Origin of the sequence: Okeania sp. SIO2F4 (assembly GCF_010672385.1) — a bacterium.
GTDB lineage: Bacteria > Cyanobacteriota > Cyanobacteriia > Cyanobacteriales > Microcoleaceae > Trichodesmium.
Genome location: NZ_JAAHGT010000482.1, coordinates 1 through 7,232, shown reverse-complemented (window position 1 = coordinate 7,232; position 7,232 = coordinate 1). Strand labels below are relative to the sequence as shown.

Below are 7,232 nucleotides of genomic sequence, written 5' to 3'. Positions count from 1 at the left end.
TAGTAATGATGCCTTTTGTGCTACTGAAATTGATTCTCTGGTTATAGTTTTTCAACCAAATTTTTCTCATAAATTAATCACCTCTTGTTGATTAACTATTCGTCTTATCTCAGGGAATCAAATAATTTTTGCCAGGTTCATTAAGTCTAATAGTTTCTGTAAATCAACAAGAATATCTTTATTAGCTGGTTTACCAGAGAAGTTATCATCAAATTCATTACCTATTAAGTGGTAGTTTTCCCAAGCACATATAGCAATCATATTTCAGTTGTAAGATTTTAGTGGTAATTAGGAGTCAGAACTCAGAACTCAGAATCTAAAAGGATTTTGATTGCTCTTAATTCTTCTTATAGCGGTTTTCATTAACATAGACTACAGCAATAGAAGTTAAATTAACTCGCTTAGAGAAATATAGTTTTTTTCTACATAGTCTACCTTTGTGAAAACCGCTATAAATATCTCATAAATCATTCCTGATTGCTATATATTACATAAGCATTTAGCTATTAGCTTTCAGCTGAGATATCTAATTATGAATCAAACAATTCTTTCTTGAACTTATAGCACATTTTCAAGCCATAAATTGAAATACAAAAACAACTTGTTTGACTTGTCAACCCATACAATTAATTGTGTGGTGTGAAATATAAATCTGTCTCGGAAGCTGTTAGCTGACGGCTGAATGCTTACTATATTACTCAAAAGAAAATAATAATTTATGACATATTCTAGGTAAAAAATTTCTATAACTTTAGTTCCAGGATGGCAAAATACAAGGTTGGTTAAACCAGTACAATTAGTTGCTACTATAACTTGACTATGAGCTAGTAATGATGCCTTTTGTGCTACTGAAATTGATTCTCTGGTTATAGTTTTTCAACCAAATTTTTCTCATAAATTAATCACCTCTTGTTGATTAACTATTCGTCTTTTATCAGGGAATCAAATAATTTTTGCCAGGTTCATTAAGTCTAATAGTTTCTGTAAATTAACAAGAATATCTTTATTAGCTGGTTTACCAGAGAAGTTATCATCAAATTCATCACCTATTAAGTGGTAATGTTCCAAACTACAGACGTTGCTGATTAACCAATAACATTTAACTACATATTCAGAATCAAAAAATTCTATAACTTTAGTACCAGAACTACAAAATACAAGATTAGTTAATCCGGCGCCATGAGGTCCTACTACAACTTTAGCATTAGCGAAACATAATGCTTGTTGTTTCACTGACATTAGCTCTAGGATGATAATTTTAAAATCAAATTTTTCTAATACACTAACTACTTCTGCTTCATTAACTACTCGTCGCTTTGATGCTTGATGACGACTTATATATATTCTTTCTGGATAGAATGACTCTTTACTAATTTGTTTAGATAAAAATATATTTTTTAAGGTTTTACAAGTCCATTCAGCAATCCTGAATCCTGAATTAATTGGTATTGATGGAACTATTAATTTGTCTGCTTGAATATGAGGATAATTACAACTTTCTATAATTTTATTTTCGGGAATTCCTAACTCTTTGATAATTTCTTTGTGAAATTTTGCCTGAAATTTATTAATAACAAACTTATCTATACTCGATATATCTATATTGCTTTGATATAGTAGAGATATCCTAGCAACTATATCAACCATCCAATGATAATAACAACCACCTCCAAATTTAACTGATAAAAATGCTATTGTTCCCTTTAATTTATGAACAGGAAATAATTTAGATGAAGACATAATCAATTCGGGAGTACCAGAAGATATATCTGTTAATATTTGATTATCTACAGTAATTACAGCACTATTTAATTCATCTCCCCAAGCTCTTGCTTCTGGTACAATAGCGATGAATGCTTCTCCTGATTTTAGTTGATTAATTTGAAAACTAGGATGAAGTTTTCTCTCGATATTTTGAGATGGAAATAAATTTAGTTGACTGGGGGGATAGATGTTGATTAGATTTATAGTCCTAATGGAATTAGAAGTAACTTTCCAATCTTCTGTTAGTTGACAAAATTTATGCAATAAATCTTGGGGTAATTTTTGATTAAATCTACATTCTGCTGCAGCATTATGGTGGTTTTGTTGTTCAAAAATATCGGCTATTTTACAGTAGGTATTCCAAACATTAGGTTTAATTTTTAAGGATTTAATGAAACAACTAATCGCCTCATCTAAAAGACCTTGCTTTTGTAAAATATATCCAATTTTAATGTAAAATAAATAATTATTAGGATTTAATTCTATAGCCCGATAATAAGCAGTAATAGCTTGCTGATATTGTTGTTTTTTTGTTAGTGCTTCTCCTAATTTATAGTATAAACTGGGATTTTTTGGTATTAATTCTATTCCCTGACTATATATTTTTATTGCTGCATCTAACTCCCCTTTTTGAATTAAAGTATTTCCGAGTTTATTGTATCCTGCTGATGATTTTTTATCTGATTTTATTGCCTGGTTATAACAAGCGATCGCCTCTTCTACTTTTCCTGATTCTAATAACTTATCTCCTAAACTTAAGTATTCTGTTACTGGAGCTAATGTTGGTTCTAAAATAAGTGCTTGATAGCTGCATTCTATTACTAACTGCTCTTTTCCTAAACACTGCCATATTTTAGCTAGATTCCGATAAAAACCTGCTGTATTTGGTTTAATACTAATAGCTTTTTCATAATATTTTATTGCTTGTTCCCATTGCCGTTGTCTAGCACTTATGCTACCTAGATTTGCGTAAGATTCTGCTAAATTATGATTTTCTTCAATTGCTTTTAGATAGCAGTTTTTAGCTGATTCCAGCTTACCCATTTTTTGCATAATATTACCTAAAGTCTTATGAATTTCTCCAGAGTGGGGTAATATTTCTAGAGCTTTCAAACAAGTGGCATAAGCTTCATCTAATTTTCCTTGAGATAAATATTTTTCAGCTTTTTGCTTGAAATTAAATGCTGCTATTTCTTGATTCTGTATGTCTGACATATTTTGGCTAACTCCAGATTTAATTAGCTTGACTCGAAGAAAAAAAGGAATATATTTTTTTAACTCTTTACCTAAAACCTACTATTGAAGTTTTTTTAATAAAACAGTATTTTTTTCCTATTAATTACCGAATAATTAGGGTTTGCGTATGGAAAGTCTTTTTGATAGGGTAGGGAGTAGGGAATAGGGAGTAGGGAGTAGTTAAGAGTTAGGATTTACGGGAGTTGTAGAAGAGGTGGTCATTCATAATTGCTCCTTAGTTTTTCTGTCATAATTACCTCGTTTAGGCTCACTTTTTCCCCTCCATCAACCGAAAAGCTGGTACTTTTTCAGTACCTAAAATTCTTCAAACCTTTATTGAATAGTGCTTTGATATTTAATCAGCCAGCCCTAATTAAGGTTTAAAACCTCTCCTTTAAAAGAGAAAAGCGGGTCGTTTGCGGAGCATGACCTAGGATGGGATGGCGAGGTCTCCCGAAGAGTGCAGAGCCACTCCGCTTTTCATTTCGCGTATCGTTAACGAAGTTTTGCGTTAGCTAAACGCCATATCCAATCGACCAGGAGAAAAGAAAAAATTTTCCTTAAAGGTAAATCCTCTGATTTTCAATAATTAATTATTAATTATTAATTATTAATTGTTGAACTTCCTCCTTCTTTCTTAAGTGACTATGCAAAATTAATTACACATTCTACTGACTCTCTGTTGCCTGTTGCCTCTCTCAACTAGGAAATTCCTCAAAGCACAACTACATATTACTTTTTCTAAGATTACCAATTAAACTTAATACCAAGATATTCCTCTAATCTATGATTATGAGGTTGAAAATATTCACTCAATCTCTGGCGAACAGACTGGTTAATTGGTTGATAATAGCCAGCATTTAACTTTCTATATTTTTGCAGTTGATGTTCTGGTAAACCCAAGAAATAAAATACTTGCTTCATAGTAGTAATAGGTTGTTCATAAAGGTCTTCTCCCTTCAAAATTATAAATTGTTCTCTGGGGAATATTTCCATCCATTTCTTGATAAATTCTACATAAACACCTCTACCTATATAATTATAATTTCCAGGTTGTTGCTGCCAGTAGTTCCGATCTCCCTGAGGTTGATTTGGATTTTTTAAAAGCATTTCTAATTCTGCATCTATAGCTTTTTCAAAAGAGCGTTCTTCTCTTTTTATTCTTACCCAATGATGGTATTGAGAAACAGCTCTATCCACAGGATTTCTTAAAATTACCAATAATTTAATATTAGGAAATACACTATATATTCGTTTGGCAGACTGATAATATTCCAGATAATTAGGAGTAGCTTCACCAGTAATAAAATTTTGTGAATTGGGAATTGGAGGAAAATGTGCGAGATACCAATTAATTCCTTTACTAAAGTCTCGATACCAAAAATGGGTTTCTTTCTTAATAGCTGGTATTACTTGGGGATGTTGAACGATGTAATTTTCTAAAGAAGTTGTGCCACTCTTTTGAGCGCCAATAATAATAAAGTTAGGTCTCCTAATATTTTGGGAATTCCAATTTTGTTCAACAAAGGTTGGATGAGATTTGCTAATTTTATTATAACAAGCAGTTTGATAGCAGGTAATTGCTGCATCTATATTTCCTAGTTCTGTAAAAATTTCTCCTAAATTTACATAACACAAAACACTATTTGGATTAAGTTTAGTGGCGTTTTGATATAACTTTAATATAGGCTGAAGTTGCCCTTGACTTACAAGAAATTTCCATAATGTAGAGTAATTGGAAAACCAAGGATGTTCTGGTTTTAATTTAATAGCTGCCAGGTACGCATCTACAGCTTGATCATTTTGAACTTTGTGTAGAAAAGCATTGCCTAAGTAGAAGTAAAGTTGATGAAATTTCGGATTAATAATAGTTGCTTTGTAGTAAGCAGCGATCGCTTCATCCCATTGTTGTTGTTTAGTATATATATTACCTAAACTATAGTAGCTCCAAAAAAAATCAGAATTAATTTCTATGGCTTTTTGGTAACAGACAATCGCTGACTTTAGCTCACCTTTTTTATGAAAAACGTCTCCTAATTTTTTGTGGAATAAATGATTGTCTGGTTTTAGTTCTATAGCATAACGATAGGCAGGTATGGCTAAATCGTATTCTTTTTTTTCTTGAAAAACTTCCCCTAGTAAGTAGTAATATCTGGGATTTTTAGGAGTCATTTTTATTCCTTGCTTTAAAACTACTAATGCTGACTCAAGTTTCGCGCTTTTAATCAGTAATTCTCCTAAATTTTGATATGCTAGTGATAATTTTTTGTCTAATTCTATAGTCATATAGAAACAAGCGATCGCCTCTTCTCGTTTGCCTAATTCTAATAATTTATCTCCTAGATTTAACCATTCTGTTGCTGTAGCTAATTTTGGTTCTAAAATAAGTGCTTGATATCTGCATTCTGTTACTAACTGCTCTTTTCCTAAACACTGCCATATTTTAGCTAAATTACGATAAAAACCTGGAAAATCAGGTTTAATACTAATAGCTTTTTCATAATATTTTATTGCTTGTTCCCATTGCTCTTGCCTAGCACTTATACTACCTAGATTTGCATGAACTTCTGCTAAATTTGAATTATATTGAATTGCTTGTTTGTAAGATTTTTTAGCTGATTCTAACTGCCCCATTCTTTCCCAGATATTACCCAATATTTTGTAAATTTCTCCAGAGTTAGGTGAAATTTCTAAAGCTTTAGAACAATTCGCATAAGCTTCATCTAACTTTCCTTGAGATAAATATTTTTCAGCTTTTTGTTTGAAATTAAATGCTGCTGTTTCTTGATTTTCTATATCCGACATATTTTGCCTAACTCCCATTCTAAATTGATTTACTTCTAGGAAAAAGGAAGGTATTTTTTTTGTTTAGACCTGATTCATAAAGTACATCTTATACCCTTTCACGGAAGTTAAAAGTCATGCATGGAGTGCTAATTGGTGAGGTTTCCATTTCCTGCGGAAACGCTCCACGAACAGAATGTAAGACGCACTTCACCACACTCAAAAGTCATGCATTAATATTTTATAGACTCAAAACTTTGACGCCACAATAATTTCACTTATGGGGTTTGAAACTATTTGTGACATCTTTAAAGTGAATTGGTATTAGAATTAGCTTTCTTGGATATTACTGTCATTGCCAGGGTTATATCATATCCGTTTAATTAGTTATAAAAAACTTTCTTTTCTTTTTCCTTCTTCTTCCCTCCTGATGACTGACTCCTTCATCCTTATTCATCAGTATTCAACCGGACATTATATTACTTTCCCCAGTAATATGAAATAGGTTAATTTTTCCTACGGATATATTGATAGGAAGATGGGGGATGAGGAGATAGTTCAACAATTAATAATTAATTATTACCTCTTCTTGAAAAGAAGAGGATTGACTAATCATGAAAATTTTTTCTTGTTTCTCCACGGCGAGTGAGAGGCTTTAAACCTTAATTATTCGGTAAATTCATAAGTAGCATCATTTTTTGTATTTCATATAATTATTTTAGTTGAGCAAATAGTGAGCAACCCCGTGGTAATCTCTAGCTCAGGAATCAAATTAGGAAATTGCTTTTGCTGACTTAATCTTAACTCCTAAAGGTTAGCTCGTTCCCTAGTAATAACAAAATAAGTTTTTTACTTCCTGTTTGTTGCATTATTTTTTCAAATTGCTATAATTTTCTACCCAAAAAGAACTATTGAAATGTCTTCAATAAAGCATAAATATTCATTCATCAGCTCTTAGTTGGAGCCCCATTAACTTATACCATTTATCAAAAATATTGCTATATTTGATTAGGTGGGGAATGTGGGACGTGGGGGGAGGGACGTTGCATACAACGGGAGTACAAAATAAGAATAATTAACATTAATTTGCTAATAATTAAGGAATAAGTCCTGTTTGCTTTGCTTGTTAATTACTTAATAACTGAAGTGTCACCCAAGTATAGCATTAATCCATGGGAATTGGTATTATTCTTTTTGAAGGAAGAATCAGAGTTAAAAGATTGAGTAAAATTCAAAGTTACTCTCAAAGCATATTAGCTAATTTTTTTCATTAATTACTAAGTACAGAATTATTTCCAAGGAAAAACTGAATGGGAGCGCATTCCGCAATAAAAGCTGAAAACTAATACCTGGATGCTTACAATAAAAGAGAAAATTTCCCGCGCCTTAATCACCTTATTCCTTATTTTTAAATTACCAATTAAACTTCATCCCCAAATATTCCTCTA

The 7,232-nt window shown here is 31.6% G+C and carries 3 protein-coding genes; all 3 read right to left on the bottom strand.

Annotation, left to right across the window (positions count from 1 at the left end):
- Window positions 1–117 precede the first annotated feature (117 nt).
- The 3 genes from F6K22_RS25350 to F6K22_RS25340 all read right to left on the bottom strand — a co-directional run bounded on the left by F6K22_RS25350 (window position 118) and on the right by F6K22_RS25340 (window position 5,805).
- On the bottom strand, window positions 118–261 hold the full coding sequence (locus tag F6K22_RS25350) for a hypothetical protein (protein WP_293104372.1): 144 nt from the start codon (window positions 259–261) through the stop codon (window positions 118–120).
- 681 nt (window positions 262–942) lie between these two features.
- Window positions 943–2,979 (bottom strand): tetratricopeptide repeat protein, encoded by a 2,037-nt coding sequence (locus F6K22_RS25345; RefSeq protein WP_293104369.1) that lies wholly within the window; start codon window positions 2,977–2,979, stop codon window positions 943–945.
- Between the two features lie 768 nt (window positions 2,980–3,747).
- The gene (locus tag F6K22_RS25340) at window positions 3,748–5,805 is read right to left on the bottom strand and encodes a tetratricopeptide repeat-containing sulfotransferase family protein (RefSeq protein ID WP_293104366.1); all 2,058 of its coding nucleotides are present in this window, start codon (window positions 5,803–5,805) and stop codon (window positions 3,748–3,750) included.
- Window positions 5,806–7,232 lie beyond the last annotated feature (1,427 nt).